This window comes from Dyadobacter koreensis, assembly GCF_900108855.1.
Classification (GTDB): Bacteria; Bacteroidota; Bacteroidia; order Cytophagales; family Spirosomataceae; genus Dyadobacter; species Dyadobacter koreensis.
In genome coordinates, this window is record NZ_FNXY01000004.1 from 724,737 (window position 1) to 742,741 (window position 18,005).

Sequence of the window (18,005 nt, forward strand, 5' to 3'; positions counted from 1 at the left end):
TTTATTAGTTAGGAAACCAGAGATTGCAGATATGCATTGCGAATTTCTTGCCTCCCTAATATTTAAACTATTGCAAATTAACTGCTCACAGACAAAGTATATACAGGAGATGTTGCAGATATATGGCTAAAAGTCCAATCAACATTATTCAGAGCAGATTTTGACACCAATTAATTTCTTATTGCAAAGATTCAGCTTTCTGCCGGGCCACCAAATCCAGGAGATAGTCAGTGGGCGCCTTTCCAAATTGCTTGCGAAATGACTTACTAAAAGAGGATGGATTTTTAAACCCTACTTCATACGTAATATCCGCAATACTGTGTTTTCTTTCCAGCAACATTTCCCTGGCGTGCTTTAAACGTATAAAGTAAATGAATTCCAGCGGAGTCTGATCAGTCAGTCCTTTGAGTTTACGGAACAAATTGCTTCTGCTCATGCATACATATTTGCTCAGCTCTTCAACGCTAAATTCGTCGTTGCTTAAATTGCTTTCAATCCCGGCAATCACCTTTTTGAGAAATTCTTCGTCCAACGGGTTTCTTGCAAGATCCTGCGGTATAATTTCATCACTTTTTTCGTAGCGCTGAATCATGCGCTGACGGTTCTCCAGCATCGAACGCACCAAAGCCCGTAATACCTCCGGATGAAACGGCTTGGCCAAATAAGCATCAGCTCCCAGGTCCAGTCCTTCAATTTCTGTTTCCACCCCAACGCGGGCAGTGAGCAAAATAAGCGGGATGTGGCAAGTTGCCAAATCGTGTTTCATTTGTTTACATAATTCCATTCCGTTCAACAAAGGCATCATTACATCACTGATCACCAGCCGAGGTTCCGCTTCTTTTATTTTAATCAATGCATCGCTGCCGTTAACTGCCCTTCTGGTTTGGTAATGTCCGTTAAAGATTGTTTCAAGAAAATCGAGTATTTCTTCATTATCATCTACCAGTAAAATCTCGGCAAGCTGGGTTTCGCTGTCTGGCACAATTTGCAACGCAGCATCATCCGGCGTTTCTGCAATTACCGGTGTGGAGAAATCCTGATTTGCTGTATCCCTTGCGGCTAACGGCAGCCATACTTCAAAGCAAGTCAGCTGATTTGGTGTGCTGCGTACAGAAATGTGTCCGCCATGTAACTCAACCAATTTTTTAGAAAGTGCCAGACCAATGCCCGTTCCACCCTGAGAAGACTCTGACTGGTAAAAACGCTCAAAGAGCTGGCTAATTTCCTCCGGGCTCATGCCCTTTCCGGTATCCTGCACTTCAATGTAAACCCCGTCTGCTACATCCTCGTTTCCGGAAGTCTTTACCTTCACGGTTACAAGTCCGTAAGGCGGTGTAAATTTGAGTGCATTCGACAGCAGGTTGCCCAGAACCTTCTGCATTTGCTTGGTATCAAATGAAGCTACAACCGGAACAGAAGGAAGCTTAAGCTCAAAACCAATACCTTTTCTTTTAGCCAACAACTCAAAATCTTTCGCTGTTTCACTCACAAAAGCAGATACATCCTGCTGCTTTATACGAAGGCGGAGCTGACCCTGATCCAATTTTTCGAAGGTCATCAATTCATCGATCAGTTCAAGCAGCTTACGACTGTTGCGCTGTAAAAAACCCACTTTTTCGCGTGTATTACCCTGAATTTGGGGATCGGTCATCAGGTCTTCGATTGGACCCGACATCAATGTAAGCGGCGTTCTGAATTCGTGGGAAATGTCGGTATAAAAATCAACTTTAAGTTTGTGAAGTGTTTTTAACTGTTGCTTTTCAGACTGCTCCAAAGCCAGCGCATCCCGCTGCCGGGCCTGGATCAGCAGATACCGGATGACTACAAACAGAAGGCCGTTGAAGAGCAGAACGTAAATAATGATTGCCCACCAGGTTTTCCAGGGTGGAGGCAGAATATTGATCCGCAGCACGGTTGGATGCGTATTCCATTCACCAAAACTGTTGGCTGCCCTAACTTTAAAATAATAGGTTCCGGGATTTAAATTGGTGTAAGTTGCCCAGCGGTGTTCTGCATCCACGTTGATCCAGCCTGCATCAAACCCCTCCATCTGGTAGGCAAATACATTCCCCTGCGGATTGGTATAATGAAGGGCGGTAAAACCCAGAGTAAAATCGTTGTTTTTATAGTTTAAAGTAATTTCCCTGGTATATGGCAATGAACGGGTAAGAATTGTATCCCCGTTGCTTACATCGTTAATCCCTACGGATTCGTTAAAAAGACGAAAATCGGTCAACCGCACAGCAGGCGGAGAATTTACATGTTTTAGATCCAAAGGGTTAAAGCGTAAAAAGCCATTGCTAAGCCCTATCAGCAATTCCCTTCCGGAAAGATTGGCTGTTGCATTATAACTGATCGCGGGTGTCGTCAGATAGGTACGGAAACTTCCTGAGCGTGGATCGAAACGTTGTAATCCTTTGAGGGTTCCAATCCATAAATAGCCGTTCTGATCTATTTGAATACTGTTAACCGACGGATGACGTAAGCCTTGTTTTTCGGTAAAAGTTTTTAACAAAAATTGCCCTGAGCGGTCCGTTGTCAACTGATGCAAACCGGATTCTGAACCTGCCCAGATTACATTTGCCGGAAATTCAGCAAGGGCATAGATAGCATTCCCCAACAGATTATTTCCCGTAGCCGATAACCGGATGAACAAACCGCTGTCGGGATCAAGCCTGCCCAGGCCGGCGTTATCAAAACCCACCCAAATATATCCCCGGTGATCTCTGTGCAGTGACCTGACAAAATCAGCACCTTTTAAACCAAGAGAAACCGATCTGATTTTACCGTTTGTTTTTTGATAAAAAAGTCCGTGATTGGTTCCAAAATAAACCCCGCCATCCGTGTCTTCAAGCATACAAAAAACTGCTTTTCCTTCCAGAATATCCGGAATAAATGGCTGATTTTCCTGGTAAAAAGCACCGCCCAATGTACCGGCCCAAAGTTTTCCTTCCCTGTTGGTTAGCAGCGAGCGGTGCTCATTCCAGAAAGGCAATGAAGGTTTAATTTTGTAACCTGTAGTTTGTCCATTTGCCGAAGAATGGCGGTAAAGACCGGATTTCCCCATTCCCAGCCATATCGTCTGATCAGAACCTGCTGCAATACTACGCACCTGATCCGCCATTGGAGCTGACCGGAAAGTATAATGCCGGAAAGGCAACAGACTCAGGTCCAGCTGACTGATCTCAGATTCGGTGCCGCACCAAAGCACCTGGGTTTTGTCGATCAGTAACCGGTAAACCATATCATTACTCAGGCTCTGGACATTGCGGGAATTATTACGATACCATTTTAAAGTCGCAGAGGGTTTATCCGGATTTTCAAGATGGGCAAGCCCGTCGTCTGTTGCCAGCCAGAAGGAACCATCGCCAGATCTGCAAAGATCAAAAATCTGCTTATCCTTCAAACCGCCTCCAGCCTGGATGGTCTGCATTGTCCCGTACTCCTTAATATCAGGCAAGTAGGGCAAACGCAGCAGTCCGTTTCCGCCAGTCGATAAATACAGATTCTTTTCAGATTCGATCATTGACCAGTATCGGTCGCCATAGGCATTGGGTTTTGCCTGAAAAGGATAGAATTTGTAAGCACCGGTTTTGGCGTTGTACCTGATCGGCCCGGCATCCGTAGCGATCCAAAGAAAATTACCTTCTGAACGTATTATTTTACGTACCGGCTGATTAAACGGAAAAGACGACAAGGTCGTAAAATGATGTGTTGCGAGATTGTATACTGCTACTCCCTGAGGCGTACCTATCCACAGCTTTTGCAGCACGTCCACCATTACAGTATTTACCTGGTAACTGAAAAGTGTGGTGCTGTTCTTCGGATCATGTTTGTAGCTTCTGAAACTTTCAGTTAAAGGATCATAACAGCCGAGGCCTTCCCGGGTGGCAATCCAGATCAGTCCGCTTTTATCCTCACACAGGTCATTAATCCAATTACCAGGAAGCAGATTTTTATTTTTATAAAATTTCCGAAACGAATAACCATCGTATCGCGCCAGACCATTCATGGTCCCAATCCATAAGAAACCCTGGGAGTCCTGTAAAAAAGACCTCACCCTGTTGTCGGGCAGACCGTCGGCACTGCCGTATCGACTGAATATAAGCCCTTCCTCCACAGAAACATTAGAGCTTGTCTCTGAAAGAACCTGGCCTTTGAGATCAAAAACAAAGATAATTCCCCACAGCAACAGCGTCCAAATTTTCATTCTTAACAGGTCAATTTACTTGTTAAGACTTCCCCTAAGCTTAACTACCCTGATTAAATGACGGTTATTTATAAAAATAACAGAAACAGATAAACCATCAGACTTATCAGCGTAGCATAGGCGGCAATCAGTATAACAAGGCTTTGTTTTTTTGGAGGTTTCATCAGGGACACGCATGTGATTCAAATCACAAAGTTGCAGGACACAGTCATAAAATGCCGTCCCTTATTGGTCAAATACATGGCTCCATGTTGCAAAGCATCAATCTGCAACAAACAGGACGTCTTGTGCAACATCTCTGCTAAATGATGATGTTATAAATCCTTTGATTTGTATCGACTATTTCATTTTTATATGCCCTTATATTTTCGATTGTTTTTAACTCTGTTGTTACTACCTCCGCTGCTGACATGCGGACAATCCGCTCACGTATTTTATGTATCCCCATCAGGAAGCGATCGGAATATAGGTACCAGAGCGAAACCATTTGCAACGCTCACTAAAGCCAAACAGGCAGCCAGGGACTTACGCAAATCAAAGGATTTCAGGAAATCGATTACCATTTTTTTAAGAGAAGGAAATTATAAACTGTCCAAAACATTTTTACTATCACCGGAGGATTCCGGAAGTAAAAATGCACCTTTTAGCATAGCCGCTTATCAGGGCGAAAAAGTTGTGCTATCCAGCGCCCTGCAGCTGGATGCCGGAAACTGGAAACCGATAAGTTCATCTGCCAGAAAACGTCTGCATCCCAAAGTTAATGCGGCTGATGTATATGAACTGAATGTAACGCCGCTCAGACTTGCTCAGGCCAGGCAATTTTCTGCTATCAACTCTTTCATGGAAGGCTGGCCGACCATTGATCTTTTCGCCAACAATCAGCGCCAACCTATCTCCCAATGGCCAAATCCAACACAGATCGTTCACCAAAAAAATGACCCTGGCTGGGCCACAGCCAATGGTGCAAAAGATACTGCCTCTTTTTATTTTGCCGGTGGTGGAAATCCACAGGATCACGACAGCACCAACGAACCGGATTTTGATGAAACAAGCCGCTCGCTACGCTGGAGAAGTGCTTTGCAATCAGGCCATGAGCTCTGGCTGAAAGGATTTTGGAGAGTGCCCTGGAGCCCGGTTACATCACGGGTGCGGAGCATGGATTCTGTCAGCATCCAACTTCATGATCAGCCTCCCGGCGGGATGGGTTCCAAATATTCGGCAGTGGCCGGTACGGATCCGCCATGGCGTGTAGGAAGCGGCAGGGAAAACTGGAAGCTGATCAATACGCTTGAAGAAATAGACATGCCGGGAGAATGGGCCCTTGACATTCGTGATCAAAAAATCTACTATTATCCGCCAAAGTCTTTAGATGAACTGGAATTAAGCATTGCCGCACAAACCGGGCCCGTCATCCACCTGGAAAATACGCAGTTTGTGCACCTGAAAGGTTTATGGATCAATGGAAGTCTGTCAAGCGGAATCCGCCTTACAAACAGCAGGTACATAAATATTTCCGGCTGTAACGTCTACAATGTAGGCAGAAGTGGAATTAAAGTATCTGGTGGCGATCATAACTTGTTACAGAGCAATACCATCTTTCAGACAGGTGCCGCTGGTATTGAAATGATACTTCAGGGAAACAGGCAAACGCTCACTTCGGCATCCAGCAGCCTGATCAATAATTATATTCACCATACCGGTAACCTGAGCTTCACAGAAGGGATTTTGATCAGCAACAGTGTGGGCGTGAATGTTTCCCACAACCTTCTTCATGATCTTCCCAAAAGTGCAGTAAGGGCCGATTCGATCAACAACTGTATTTTTGAATACAACGAAATCCACAACATCGCATTACAGGAGAGCGATAACGGGGCTTTTTATAATTACGGAGGATGGTCTACGTATGGAAATATATTCCGGTATAACTTCATTCACCACATCAACCGCTCCAACGGCTTGTACTGCGATGACGGCGACAGCGGCGATCTGTTTCACAACAATATCATCCACGATGCGATCGAGGCCATCAAATTTGGTGGCGGTCATGACAACATCGCCCGTAACAATTTAATTATCAACAGTAAAAGTCAGAATATTGATGACCGTGGCATTAACAGGGGTTATTCCGTAGGTTCGGTATATGAAAAAGGTCTGCTGCAAATGAATCCCATGCAGGAACCATGGAAGTCTTATGGCAAAAAATTAGTCGCACAATTTGGCTTAAAGCATAACTTATGGGCCGATATCCTGCAACCTGAATGGCATCCCGAATATCCTAACGGCTGCCGTATGCAGAAAAACGTGACCGTCAATAGCGGCCCGTTCGTAAGCCCGCAAAGAGGCGATGTGTTGATTATGGGAAATGTACCTATAGATTCTGTTAACCGTGCAGGTTTTTACAATTATCAGGAATTGGATTTGCGCACGAAGAACCCGTTGATATTGACCAAAATTCAAAACCTGAATCAGTTTTTCCCTAAAATCGGCTTGTATAAGGATGTTTACCGCAGGAGTTTGCCAGACAGGAAAGCGACGGGTGGACTGGCAAACCGCAGCCAAGGCGGAGATTTAGCCAATGAGGACCAGTTTGTTGACAAAAAAACAGCACCTATCACCAATTAATCTTTTTATGTTAAAAAATTACAGAACTGTATTATGTATACAGATTGGACTACTGTTGCCCATCCTGCAAGGGAATTGCCAGGTTGCCGACCGTTCAGACGCATGGAAAAGCATGAGCCTCCGCGAAAAGATTGGGCAAACGATGTTGATGCTGCCCGATAAAAAAATGGAATTGGAGCTGGGAGGCGGAAGCCTCAGCGGATTTTTCAAACGTTACCCGGTAACCGGTTTTTTTATGGGTTGGAAATTATTTGTAGGAATCGATGAAAAAGACCGGATAAGCCATTTAAAAAAGTCTGTACAGGCTTATCAGAAAGCAAGCAGACAGCCGCTGATATTCCAGCAGGACTATGAGAACGGAATCTCGCTGCCTGGCATGACCTCGCTTCCCCGTGAAATGGCATTAGGCGCTGCAAACTCTCCTGCATTAACCTATGATTACGGCGCAAGCCTTGCGCGGGAAGCGCTTTCATTAGGCATTAAATGGGTGCTTCATCCGGTTGCCGACCTGAACCTGAACCCACTCAATCCGATTGTCAACGTCCGTGGTATATCCGATGATCCGGATAAAACCATAAGACTACTCAGCCAGCAAATCAGAGGTCTTCAGGATCAGGGAGTGGCAGCTACACTCAAACATTTTCCCGGTGACGGTGTGGATTACCGAGATCAGCACCTGACAACCACCACCAATATGCTCAGTTTGGAAGACTGGAAAAAATACCACGGTAAAGTTTTCCAGTCGCTGATTGACAGCGGTACAGCAGCTATCATGCCTGGCCACATTACCTTACCAGCATATCAGAAAGAAAAGCTGAGCGGATTCTATCCTCCGGCAACTTTATCAAAGGAATTGCTAACACAACTGCTAAAAAATGAAATGCATTTTAATGGTGTTATCGTCTCCGACGCCATGACCATGGGTGGCTTCAGAGGCTGGTACCCCACACAGCTGGAAGGCGAAATCGCCAGTTTTGAGGCTGGTGTAGATGTTCTGCTCTGGCCATCTTACGCTTTTATGGACACACTGGAAGCAAGGATTATCCGTGGGCAAATTCCGATGATCAGGCTGGACGATGCCGTAAAAAGGATCTGGACGATGAAAAAGCGCTTTGGATTGCTGCAGCCGGGTGCAGCTTTGATCAGGGAAATGACGCGGGAGGAGAAACGTCTGTCTGTAAACACGGCCACGGCCATTTGTGAACAGGCCGTGACGATCGTAAGGGATCGTGAAAAAGCACTGCCGATCAGCCCGGTCACCAGTAAGAAAATTCTGATCGTTGCCATGGCTCCCAAAAGCCGGAAAGGTGGTGACGGTGGATTAGAGTTATTAAAAAACTTTCAGAAAATACTTAAACAGAAAGGATTCGACACTGATTTTCAGCATGAATTATTATATGAAACTCAGGGCTGGCAGGAAACCGTCTCTAGTCAATATGATAAGATCATTTTTGCCGCCGTACGCACGCCGCATGCACCGTTCGGGCCTTTGCAGTTCTGGGATGATCATGCTCAGACCGCCTGGGCCATCAATTCAATGCCTAAAAATAAAGTGATTGTAGTTTCCTTCGGGAGCCCCTACATTGCTAACGAATATTTTGAAAGGGTCAATACCTGCATCAATGCATACTCCAATAATCCGGAAATGCATCTTGCTGTTGCAAAAGTATTATTGGGTGAATTGCCAGCAAAAGGCGTTTCTCCGGTTGATTTAAATCCTGATGCCATGCAAAAATTTCATCTGCCGGACCGCTTGCCCATGCATTAATTCAGGTTTTTGAGCTGAACAATTAACCCGTTTCTGTATGCTTACTTAAAGCTGATTTTAGTTTCAAAACACAAAGCAAAGGCTACAAACATTAAAAGTTCGTAGCCTTTGCTTTGTAAATTATATTTCCGCATCACAAACAAGCAAATAGGGATAAAATTTTCTTTCTCTATTTTACAAAAGCTTTAATTAACGTCCCTTTTTCTGTTTGCGACCTGATAAAATACTTACCCGGAATCAAGGAATCAACCTGCAGACGCATGGTATTTTCGCCCGTTTGTGATCGTGCAGGATTTTGCAAAACAACTTTTCCGTTTAAATCATATATACTAATGGGTAAATGAGATGGCATAGCAGCAGGAAATTTCAGATTGACAAAATCTCCCACAGGATTAGGATATAAAGTTACTGTTGCAGAACCTGCACAATTGTTCCGAACCGAAACAATGTGACTGTAAGCGAAACTGCCATCCGTATCAACTATTTTTAGCTTAAAGTAATTGTTTCCATCCAGCAGCGAAATCTCCGTTTTATAGGTATTTGATGTTTTGGCCTCCGGCAACAATTTACCCGCAGTAAAGTACTTACGCCCGTCGACACTCTGCTCAACCAAAAAATGATCTACATCTTTTTCAGCAGCAGTACGCCATTCAAGTAGTGCGTAACAGTACTGCATTTTTGCCGAAAAGTAAGTGAGTTCAACAGGCAAAGGGGAATCAGGCTGTTTTTGCAGGATTACGGAACTGAAAGCAGGCAATAGAAATGTACCGGAATATTCAGTGCCTTGTACATCCGTATACTGCTGACCATTCAGGCTCACGGATCTGCTCACACTGTCGGTATTCACTTCAAAGCGAAGATAGTTTTCCGGGTTATTTTCGTCGACTTCCAGCTCACTAAAAACAATATTATCTACCCAGGCTCGGGTTTGGTGATCATAAAGCGCGAAGCTAAGGACCGTATTGTTATTGGTAAAATTGGGGCTCAGCAGCATTTCAACCTCCTTACGGGAATTGCCAAGTGTTACGCTTTTGAATTTAGTAACCCCGAAATTGGAAGTAGCTGCTGCCAGAAGCGCTATTTGAAGCTGTACACTGTCCACGCTGCCTTTGGCCGAAAAGCTAAGTTTGTAATACTTTCCTTGTGTAAGCGTACCGATATTAATAAGTGCTCGCGACGATTTGGTGATGGTCGTATCATCCATAGCCAGGCGAAGTGATCCACCATCCAATTGACCAGTGTTGTCCCAGGCAGGTGCATTGGTTCCTGATGCCGGCGAAATCGTGTATGCCGTACTTCCCGTTGTGAGGCCTGTGCCAAACTGACTATTGTTGCTTACCGTGATCCGGTTGCTGCCTGTTTGCTGGATTGTAAAAGGAGGCTGATAAATATTACTTACCACACCATGCAGATCGTACGACAATGCCCTCCACCGGCTAAGATTTAGTGACCGGATAACCCTTGGACTTGGTACCGTCGTGATCGTTTGTACAAAGTCAGCGTCTTTTTCAAATGGATTACTGTAATAATTACTGTCAATCGTTCCAATAGACGGTAGGTTATGTTGATTGGCCGTTTGTACGACTCCGCCCTGCTGGTTCAATGATTTGGAATAAAAGATATTTCTGGTAACGCGGTGATTTCTTGAACCTGATTTAGCATCCGGAAAATACCCAAACCCAACCATATTGTCGAAAAAGGTATTACTGCGAACGGTATGGCCGGATGTTGTAACATTCAGCAGCAGCCCTGCTCCTGCCAGTTTGTAAACTGTATTACTATCTACCAGATTACCGGCACTATTGCCATCCATATAAATACCCACTGCATAATTAGGATTGACTACCTGCGATGTGGTACCAAACAAATTGGGCTGTGCCTTGCTGACGATATTGCCTGTCACCCGGTTATTGCCATATCCATAAGTTGCGGGAGCGAATCCTTTAAAGGTATAAATCCCTCCAATATCACATTTTACCATCGCAAAATTAGAAACCTGATTATGTTTTATCAGGAGTCTGGTTCCTTCAAACCGGATACCGCAATATCCCACACTGTCGATGTAATTGTCAGAAGCAATCGCATCACGTCCGACGAGGTTAATGGCGTTGTACTGATTATTGGCCGGTTCGCCCATGCCTGCACGTAAAGCCGTATTTATGATTTTGTTTCGGCTGCATACCGATTCCCTGGCCGTAAGAAAGATGGCATTATTGTTGGTGCTTCTGAACTCGTTGTCCAGAACCGCTATCTGCAAACCCCGGTTTACCAGCAAAGCATTATGGCTGTTGGTAAAGATACATTTCCGGATTGTGATATTCCGGGTTAGAAAACCTGCGGTGCTGTCTATTTTTACACCATACTCGTTTGCATTTTTAAAGGCCAGGTTTTCAATATTCAGATAACTTTTGCCGCTTGCTGAAAAACAGTTATTGCTTGCCGGCGCTTCGGTGATGAGATTGTTTGGATCTGTTTCTGAGTACAGAAAAAGCTTTCTGGCTGTTTTGTCAAAATACCATTCGCCCTGCTGATCAAGCGTTGCGATATGATTTTGCAGAAAATAGCCGTATCCGGCATTGACCGTGTAATTCCCTATTCCTGGCGCAGCAAAGGTGAGTGTACTGCCTACATGAGACTGAACAACGGGTTTATTCAGCAAAAATAGATTAACCCTAACGACGGCCGTAGCGCCGGTCCAGTCTTTACCAACCTGCGAATTATCTGTCAAAACCGTACTGCCGCTGCCGCCTTGTATGCGCAGATAACCCTGGTTGACTGCATCAGCATTGGGATAACGTCCGATCTGGCTGGATTTATTATTAATAAAAAAGTTGTTCATGCTGCTGAGTGAACCCTGGTAATCTGCCACCCATACGTTTCCATTGTGGACTGTCCAGTTGGTTATTACGCTGGCACCATTGATCACCGGCGTTGCACCGGTTCCGTATGCACTATATGAGATCATGGCAGCAGAAGTCCCCGATTGCTGCGGCAGGATTTCACCTCGGAAAACATCTCCCCTACTGAATAAAATGCTGTCCCCTGCCTGAAAAGTAGCAGCCATCGCATTGACTTTATCTATCGTTTTCCAGGGTGTATTGGTGGTTAGTCCGTCATTTTGATCCGAACCCGATTCAGAAACATAATAATTGACCTGTGAATAAACCACGGTACTAAATAGCAGCTGGGTCATCAGGATGATATAACGTATTTTCATTTGCCCGAAATTTAGGAATACTGGTTATTGAGAGAAAAAAGAAGGGCGGACTGATAACCGCCCTTCCTGTATTACTTTTTAATATCCTTCGTTCTGTGTTAGCTTAGGATTGTACTGCCGCTCTGCCAATGGTAACGGAAACAAAACCTGAAATGGCTGTACCTGAACCTGGCTTCCTCCACTGTTTACAAAAAGTCCATTATTAGGGTTTTGCGCGGTACTTGGAATGGCTTTGTATTTTTGATAAAATGCATTCATCACCGTCAGTAATCGGCCGGTACGTACCAGATCAAACCAGCGGTGGCCTTCATAGCTAAGTTCAAGCCGTCTTTCGTTTTCAATGGTCAAACGCAATATTGACTGATTCTGACCAGTTAAGGCAGTCAGCCCAGCACGTGCTCTGACCATGTTGACGTACCGCAACGCCTCCGTACTTTTACCCGTTTCGTTCAGTGCTTCTGCATAAAGTAGTAACACATCTGCGTAGCGTAGCAGGATCCAGTCATTATCACCATCATTTCGGGCAAAAGGGGCGCCGTTCACAATGTATTTGCGGGTGTAGTAATCCGAGGTTGACGCGCTGTTTCCTTTTGTATAATATCCGACAGAAACGGCTTTGCGGCGATCGCCCTCCGGGAACGCATTGACCAGATCCTGACGAACCACCGGACCGCCCGAAAGCCCTGCCTTGATAATGTCAGTACCGGAATAGGTTGGAAGAAAGTTGCTGGCAAAACCGCTCCCAAGACTCAAACCGCCCGAAATATACCGGACAGCGAAAAGAATTTCCTTGTTCATTTCATTACTGGTGGAAAAAACATCTTCAAAAGAAGTGCTTACCAACCCGTGTACTTTTGCCAGATTGCCGGCGGTTGGTGCTCCCTCAATCAGCTCACCGAATGTCTCAGCAGCCAACTGGTATTTTTGCTGGGTGATATAGACCTTGCCCAGCAACCCTTTTGCAGCAGTTCGGGTAGCACGTCCGAGATCAGCCGCCGGATAGCTTATTGGAAGCACCTGCGCTGCTTCAGTCAGATCTTTTTCAATCTGTGCATATACCTCAACAACCGGAGTGCGTCCAAATTCATAAGCCTGCTGGTAGTCGTCACTTAAATTTTGCGTTACCAGGGGCACTGCTCCCCAGATACGTACCAGATTAAAATAATTCAGTGCACGGATAAATTTCATTTCACCCAGATAACGGTTTTTCAGCGTTGTGTCCATCGCTACCTGACCAGCCTTTTCCAGTACGGTATTGGCGCGGCTGATACACCGGTACGAATCCGTCCACATCGTTTGTAAATTGGGATTGTTTTCTTCAACACCAAAAATGGTAAAGAAATAGCGTGCATTGGCAGATACCGGTTCATAAGCATTGTCGGATGCCATTTCACCAAACACAAAATAGCTGTTGTTATAAACCGGTGCAAGCTGGCTGTAAACTCCGTTCACTGCGGCCGTTACATTCGATGCGGAAGTGAACAATTTGTCTGTTGGAATTTTAGTAGGATCAGTCAGTTCAAGGAAACTGTCCTGACAAGCAGACAGGGCACTTGTTAAAATGATAAGAAAGAGAACGATATTTTTCATAAATAGCTGTCAAAATTATATTTAAAAACCCAAATTGATGCCTACGGTAATGGTACGTGCCAATGGGTAAGAAGCCGAGTCATAACCATAGGTCGGACTTGTCGTATTCCCGTTGTCGTTTGCTTCCGGGTTATAACCGATGTATTTGGTAAAGGTGCAAAGGTTTTGCCCACTCACATAAACTCTCGCCTGCTCAATATTCCAGCGTTTGGTAAGAGAAGAAGAAAGGGTATAACCAACAGAGAGCGTACGAATACGTAAAAACGAAGCATCATATACGTAACGGCTTGAAGGGTTGTTTGCTCCTCCCGAAGGTGTAGTAGTCACCCGCGGCTGCCAGCCATTGCCGGTATCTGTTGCCGATCTCCAGCGGTTATCTACATCGGTGATCGTGTTGGCATTCCCGTTAAAGAAATAGCCGGTCCGAAGCCACTGTGCCCATACCTTATTTCCCTGAGAACCCTGCAGGATCATGTTCAGGTCAAAACCTTTGTAGGATAATGTGTTGGTTAGTCCGTAAGTAAATTTTGGCAGCGGATTTCCCAGGTAAGTAAGATCGGATGCATCAATTTTACCATCCTGATTCATATCCTTATACTTGATATCACCCGGCTTTGAACCACCACTGGCCCAGACTGCACCTGCGTCCACGTCTGCCTGATCTTTAAAAACACCAGTCTGGCGGTATCCGTAAAATTCACCCAAAGCCTGTCCGGGCTGAATGATCACATAGTTTGTAAAACCACCCGCGCTGTAATAAACAGGCTTTTCATTGACCAAAGAAACAACTTTATTGGCATTAAAAGAGATGTTACCATTTGTTGTCCAGCTCAGATTTTCTCCTCTGACGTTTCTGGAGGTAATCGATAATTCAAAACCTTTGTTTTCAATCTTTCCGATATTTTCAAGCACACTGCCAGCAGTTCCTACCAGGGCGGGCACGTTGCGATTGTTCAGAAGTCCTGTCGTCAACCTTTTATAAATGTCTGCCGACAAATACAGACGGTCTTTCCATACACCCAGCTCCAAACCTGCATCAAATTGTTGGTTGGTCTCCCAGGTCAGCGACTGATTGCCGATGTTGGTTGCCGCATAACCATAAACCCTACCGCCCGATCCGGCACCAAAAACATAATTAGCCTGGGTCGCATAACTTTGTGAAGAATAATTTCCGATGTTGTTATTACCCGTTAAACCATAGCTGCCCCTGATTTTCAGATCGCTGATCCATACGATGTTTTTCATAAAATTTTCCTCTGACAAACGCCAGGCAGCCGAAACGGAAGGGAAGGTTGCATACCGGTTACGGGATCCAAAACGCGACGATCCGTCTCTACGAATAGCTGCTGAAAACATATATTTGTCTTTGTAGCTATAATTGACACGCCCGAGCAGCGATACCAGGTTGTTTTTGGAATACACATTGGTACTTACCGTATTTCCCGCGCCACTGATGTTGGTGATCAGATCATTCACAAAACTGCCATTTACACCGGTGATGACATTCCCGGAGCTCTCCGCCGACTGGGCTGTATATCCTGCCAGGAAATTAAATGAATGATCTTGGGCAAACACTTTGTTATAGTTCAACGTATTTTCCCAAAGCCAGTTTGAACCGGTATTCATCCGCTTGGCCGCCGCAATATTACTGGCAAGCGGATTACTCAGATTGGCTGTTGGTGCCGTGTTGGATGGCATGGTTGCCGGCACAAATTGGTTACGGGTTTCTGTGTTGTATTCGGTTCCAAAACTTGTTCTGGCTTTAAGCCCTTCGATAATTTCCCATTCTAGATAAGTATTACCTAAAAACCGGGGACTGTTGCCGCGATCCTGATACTGGTCCAGCTGTACGGTCGGTCCACGAAAGTTAGGGGAAATAGAATTGGCACCCTGTGTAAGTGGATAATTATTGGTATTGGCAAAATCGCCATTCGGCAGCCTCTCAGGGAAAAGTGAGGGCATAACCAAAGCAGCTGCCACCGGATCAGTACCTACGGCAATAATACCTGCATCATTGGTTCCTGCAATATTCTGATAGCGCGTATTGGTAAGTGAAGGAGCGAGTACCAGCCCGGCTTTCACACGTTTGGAAACCTGAGCTTCGAGATTGGCCCGCAGGGTATATCGTTCAAAACTGGTGGATTTCAATATTCCATCCTGCTTTAAATAAGAAGCAGATATATGATAGCGTATTTTTTCACTGCTCCCCGAAGCCGAAAGTTCCTGCTGGTTTATAAAAGCTTTGCGGTAAATCTCATGCTGCCAATCAGTTTGGGGAAGATCAGAAGGCGGCGCATCATAAAAAGCATAATACTTCAAACCTGCATTCACAGCCGACTCTTTGGAATAATCGATAAACTGCTCGTTGTTCATCACCGAAATTTTTCGGGATATATCCTGAAAACCGGCATACGTGTTAAAACTGATCCGGGTTTTACCGGGTGTGCCCCGTTTGGTTGTGACCAGAATGACGCCATTACCACCCCTTGAACCATAAATAGCAGCGGCAGCGGCATCTTTCAAAACTTCAATGGATTGAATATCACCCAGATTGATCTGATTAAAATTATCAGCACTTGCCAGCGGATAACCATCCACCACGTACAAGGGAGAATTTCCGGCACCCAGCGAACCTACACCACGAATCCGTATTATCGGGGCTGCACCAGGTTGTCCACCGGCCTGGCTGATGTTCACGCCGGATACCTGCGCGGCGAGTGCCTGTGCAGGGTTGGCTACCGAAATGTTGCTTAATTGTTTTGAGGAAACCGAGCTGACTGCGGTGGAAAGCGACTTCCTGTTCTGCTCACCATAACCTACGACAACCACTTCGTTCAGTGCTTTGGAGTCGGTGATCATCTCAACATTAATTACGGTCTGGTTGTTAACCGGAACCTCTTTATTTAAGTAGCCGATGTAACTGAAAACAAGAATCTGCTCCCCTGACGGAACCTGTATTGTATACTTTCCTTCAATGTCCGTGGAAGTCCCGGTTGAAGTTCCCTTTAACAAAATATTTACTCCCGGCAGATCCTGCCCGCCATCGGTTACGCGTCCTGAAATGGAAAGCTGCTGCGCCCGCAGCCAAGTAGAAGCACTTAAAAACAAGATTGAGAATAATAGTAAACGCATATAAAAAAGATTTAGAGAGTGAGTCTGAAATACTAATCGAGCTAGCCTTATCAGACTTAATTAGATTAAATTTTATCCGCAAAAAATACAGTTATTTTTGAGTGTAAAGTAAGTGTCTGATACAGAGAATAACGGAGAGAGATGTTGCAGAAGAAGCTGGAAATGTTGCAAAATCGGTGTTTTAGCACATTTAATCCTTGCTTTATCTAAGAAAAATCGAGATATCTGATTACCAACCACCAGAGCACTACTAATAGTTAGGTTTAAAGACAGAAAATTGATGATGCCAAAACTGGTGACCACGAAAATCTTCGATCACCGGTACTGAAATGACGGTACCTGAAGATAGCTGAGCTAGCCTATATGCCTTTATATAAGGAAATGAATATTATTACATAGCTTCTCGGAGACAAGGTATGGACAGCGTTATTTTTGCTCGCAAATAATATTCTTGCCCTAAGAATGGCATTAATAGTCTGGTATAATTTCGTAGTATTCGAAGAATAAAATCGGGCAGTAAATTGCCTTTTGAGAATTGGAAACAAAAATGACTTTTATGGCCATCAGCATTCAATTAGGAAAAGAAAAGGCGCTAATTAGACGTAATTTGATATTCCCACTTATTGAGTAAAGGAAAAACATGGTGGGTAATTACATAAAATTCAGTTAAGCAGCACTGGCCTTAACGGAGTAATTGCATGAGCAACTCAGGTTCGTTTGTGGTTATATAATTGATTTTTTTCTCAATAAACCAATCCATCATCGACTTATCATTTACTGTCCAGACGTTTGTGGTCAGCTTCAGATCATGACTTTGTTTAATCCATTGAGGATTTTTTTGAAATGACGGATAAGGATAATCAATGCCAGATAAGCCCGCTAAGGAAATTTCTTCCGGTGATTTTTCTCCGTTTAAGTAAGTTACTTCCGCTTTGGGAGCCAGCGCTTTCACTTTTTTACAAACGTCAAAATCAAAACTGATATAATCTGTCATTTTCCCCAGACCCATTGATTTGACCAAATCAACACACTTTTCTGCTAAAATCAGTGATCGTTCTTTGCTTACCAAAGAAGGCTTTACTTCCAGAATAAGTCTTGTTTTGTTTTGCGTTTTACCCGCTTTCAGGTAAGCTACCAGTGTTGGCAGATTTTCTCCGTTAGATAATTTTAGAGTGGAAAGTTCGGCTGAACTGGCTTTTTCAATATTTCTACCTTGAATAATATGATCATGATGTACGAACAGAACAGAATCGGATGACATGTGTACGTCGAACTCAGTGCCGTAACATTCCATTTTAATAGCTGCCTTCAAAGCAGCTATCGAATTTTCTGTCGCAGCCGTATTTTTCCAGGCCCCCCGGTGAGCGATTACCTTCGTTCTGCTTTTTTCCTTTTGGGCATAGCCTTCCGCAGACAAGAACAAAAATCCTGTCAGTAAAAATAAAATACATTTTTTCATAAGGTTA

7 protein-coding genes are annotated in these 18,005 nt (G+C 44.5%); 2 read left to right on the forward strand and 5 right to left on the reverse strand.

All coding sequences use genetic code 11. The features are described 5' to 3' along the window. Window positions 1-178: 178 nt before the first annotated feature. Window positions 179-4,210, reverse strand: coding sequence for a hybrid sensor histidine kinase/response regulator transcription factor (locus tag BMY70_RS15370; protein ID WP_090336368.1), 4,032 nt, complete (start codon window positions 4,208-4,210; stop codon window positions 179-181). Window positions 4,211-4,564: 354 nt separating this feature from the next. Between BMY70_RS15370 and BMY70_RS15375 the strand changes: the two genes are divergently transcribed. Further along, entirely contained in the window at window positions 4,565-6,832 is a 2,268-nt protein-coding gene (locus BMY70_RS15375; RefSeq protein ID WP_090336370.1) for a right-handed parallel beta-helix repeat-containing protein, read from the forward strand. A gap of 7 nt (window positions 6,833-6,839) precedes the next feature. Then, complete coding sequence (locus BMY70_RS15380; RefSeq protein WP_090336372.1) at window positions 6,840-8,600, forward strand: glycoside hydrolase family 3 protein; 1,761 nt, start codon at window positions 6,840-6,842, stop codon at window positions 8,598-8,600. A 169-nt stretch (window positions 8,601-8,769) separates the two neighbouring features. Here BMY70_RS15380 and BMY70_RS15385 read toward each other — a convergent pair whose 3' ends face one another. From BMY70_RS15385 to BMY70_RS15400, 4 genes are all read right to left on the reverse strand, one after another. Next, window positions 8,770-11,817, reverse strand: a complete 3,048-nt coding sequence (locus BMY70_RS15385; protein WP_090336374.1) for a T9SS type A sorting domain-containing protein — start codon at window positions 11,815-11,817, stop codon at window positions 8,770-8,772. Between the two features lie 78 nt (window positions 11,818-11,895). Beyond that, complete coding sequence (locus BMY70_RS15390) at window positions 11,896-13,407, reverse strand: RagB/SusD family nutrient uptake outer membrane protein (RefSeq protein WP_090336376.1); 1,512 nt, start codon at window positions 13,405-13,407, stop codon at window positions 11,896-11,898. Window positions 13,408-13,428: 21 nt separating this feature from the next. Continuing rightward, a complete protein-coding gene (locus BMY70_RS15395) occupies window positions 13,429-16,539 on the reverse strand; it encodes a SusC/RagA family TonB-linked outer membrane protein (protein WP_090336378.1) in 3,111 nt (1,036 codons plus the stop codon). Window positions 16,540-17,221: 682 nt separating this feature from the next. Further along, on the reverse strand, window positions 17,222-17,998 hold the full coding sequence (locus BMY70_RS15400) for a glycerophosphodiester phosphodiesterase (protein WP_090336380.1): 777 nt from the start codon (window positions 17,996-17,998) through the stop codon (window positions 17,222-17,224). Window positions 17,999-18,005: the final 7 nt, after the last annotated feature.

Excerpts from the sequence above, each read along its gene's own strand:
- BMY70_RS15370 (WP_090336368.1), bottom strand. The coding sequence starts at position 4,210 with ATGAAAATTTGGACGCTGTTGCTGTGGGGAATTATCTTTGTTTTTGAT.
- BMY70_RS15375 (WP_090336370.1), top strand. The coding sequence starts at position 4,565 with ATGCCCTTATATTTTCGATTGTTTTTAACTCTGTTGTTACTACCTCCG.
- BMY70_RS15380 (WP_090336372.1), top strand. The coding sequence starts at position 6,840 with ATGTTAAAAAATTACAGAACTGTATTATGTATACAGATTGGACTACTG.
- BMY70_RS15385 (WP_090336374.1), bottom strand. The coding sequence starts at position 11,817 with ATGAAAATACGTTATATCATCCTGATGACCCAGCTGCTATTTAGTACC.
- BMY70_RS15390 (WP_090336376.1), bottom strand. The coding sequence starts at position 13,407 with ATGAAAAATATCGTTCTCTTTCTTATCATTTTAACAAGTGCCCTGTCT.
- BMY70_RS15395 (WP_090336378.1), bottom strand. The coding sequence starts at position 16,539 with ATGCGTTTACTATTATTCTCAATCTTGTTTTTAAGTGCTTCTACTTGG.
- BMY70_RS15400 (WP_090336380.1), bottom strand. The coding sequence starts at position 17,998 with ATGAAAAAATGTATTTTATTTTTACTGACAGGATTTTTGTTCTTGTCT.